Annotated in this window: 2 protein-coding genes and 1 pseudogene; all 3 read right to left on the reverse strand. The window is 40.0% G+C overall.

All coding sequences use genetic code 11. The annotated features are described in order from the left end of the window. Positions 1-117: 117 nt before the first annotated feature. Positions 118-642 (reverse strand): AMIN domain-containing protein, encoded by a 525-nt coding sequence (locus AC33VI_RS06015; protein ID WP_491781363.1) that lies wholly within the window; start codon positions 640-642, stop codon positions 118-120. 146 nt (positions 643-788) lie between these two features. Continuing rightward, complete coding sequence (locus AC33VI_RS06020) at positions 789-1,493, reverse strand: helix-turn-helix transcriptional regulator (RefSeq protein WP_491781364.1); 705 nt, start codon at positions 1,491-1,493, stop codon at positions 789-791. After that, a pseudogene (locus AC33VI_RS06025) lies at positions 1,486-1,619 on the reverse strand (IS701 family transposase); the annotation flags it as partial. The gene AC33VI_RS06020 and the pseudogene AC33VI_RS06025, both read right to left, overlap by 8 nt.

A 1,619-nucleotide genomic window follows, 5' to 3' on the forward strand; every position in this document is an offset into this window, starting at 1 on the left:
CATGTTTCTAGGCAACAAATTCTATGGTCAGCTTCACTCACAATATAAGTCAATAATAATACCGCTAGTTCCCCATAACTTAATCCTTGACGATTGCCATGAGGGGATGCTAGGTGATTATCTATGATTGACGCAATCTTCATTTGTGTTAACCAATAGATAATTAAGGGGAGATCGTCTATTCGTTCTGACTGTGTTTGTGCCGTAATTAATCGACTCCTTCTTGTCCAACACTTTACTACACAAGGATTTTAACCTTTTTTTGCCCACTGTACTCCTTCGATTTAAGCGAACGGTGAGTGGTAAAGCTAAAGTTGCATCCAGAATATCGATGACTAAATTATTTCCTTCAGGTACAATCAACGGCACTAATTGTTCGCTTCCCGCTACGGTTTCTAAAATCAACTCCAATCCATTTTCAGTTTGGGTAATCTCTACCCCAGTAACGCGAGTAACACCTTGAGCCAGTAGATCTATAGATGAGTGACTTGGGGAAGAATTGACTACCTGCGTAGTTTCTCCTTGTCTCCCCATCTCCTTTTCACTGAGCGGAGCGGTATCCTTTAGAGCTCCCAAAGCGGGACAAACCAAAACCAAACCCGAAACACCTGCAACGGATAACAATACCGATAATAATTTCATTCTTGCTCCTCAGACTAGACGGATAACCGCCTTATTTAGAAATATTCTTAATAACTAGATGAGGAGTAGTCTATAGAAATCGCGATCTAGTTGTCTATCCAAAAAACGGAATCGCGATCCCAAAACAGGAATAGTTCCAATTAATTTTAGATTTTAGAAAGATTTTTCCCTGCCAAACACTGACTGGGTGTAATGCCAAACTGACGTTTAAAAGCAGCACTAAAATGACCTAAGTGGGAATATCCGACTAAATTAGCAACTTCCCCAACGCTTAGTTTTCCTTCCCTCAATAATTGTTCTGCTTGTTTTATTCGCAGTAAAGTAAGATAGCCGATAACCGTCGTACCGAATAGTTCGCGAAAGCCACGTCGTAAAGTGCGATCGCATAGTCCTATTTGCTCGGTTAATTCCGAGATTGAGGGGGGATTTTCTAAACGAGACGCTAAGATATCTCTGGCTTGATAAATGCGATCGATACTTTTGGAATGTAAAGTAAATTTAGATGCATTGGATTTTGATTCTGATAACTGCGATAGTTGCAACGCTAATAGTTCCAAAACCTTGCCTTCTAAATACATCCGAGCGATCGTACCCTGATAGGGATGCTGCCAAATTTGTTGCACAATAATTTGCATCTGGGTAGTTATACCCCCGACATTTAGGTGAAATCGTTGAGGATTTTTATCTTCAATTAACGCTCGTAGCTTTTTGGGTACGGTGTTTGATTCCGTAGCCAAGTTTCTAATGTATGCCAAATCTATTTCCATTCTCAGCAATTTTTGGCGATCGCCCGCCAAAAACTGTTCTACTTCTTCAATGTTAAGTAAGTAAAATAAATAGGACTTACGCAAGAGCCATCTTGATAGAAGGATTTTCCAGTTGTTGAATTAAGTAGCGATCGAGAAGACCATTTTTTAGCTGATAGACAGTAGAATTCTTGGCGATCGCCAAATCCTTTAAACGAACCCAAACAAGCA

Source organism: Waterburya sp. (genome assembly GCF_058530065.1).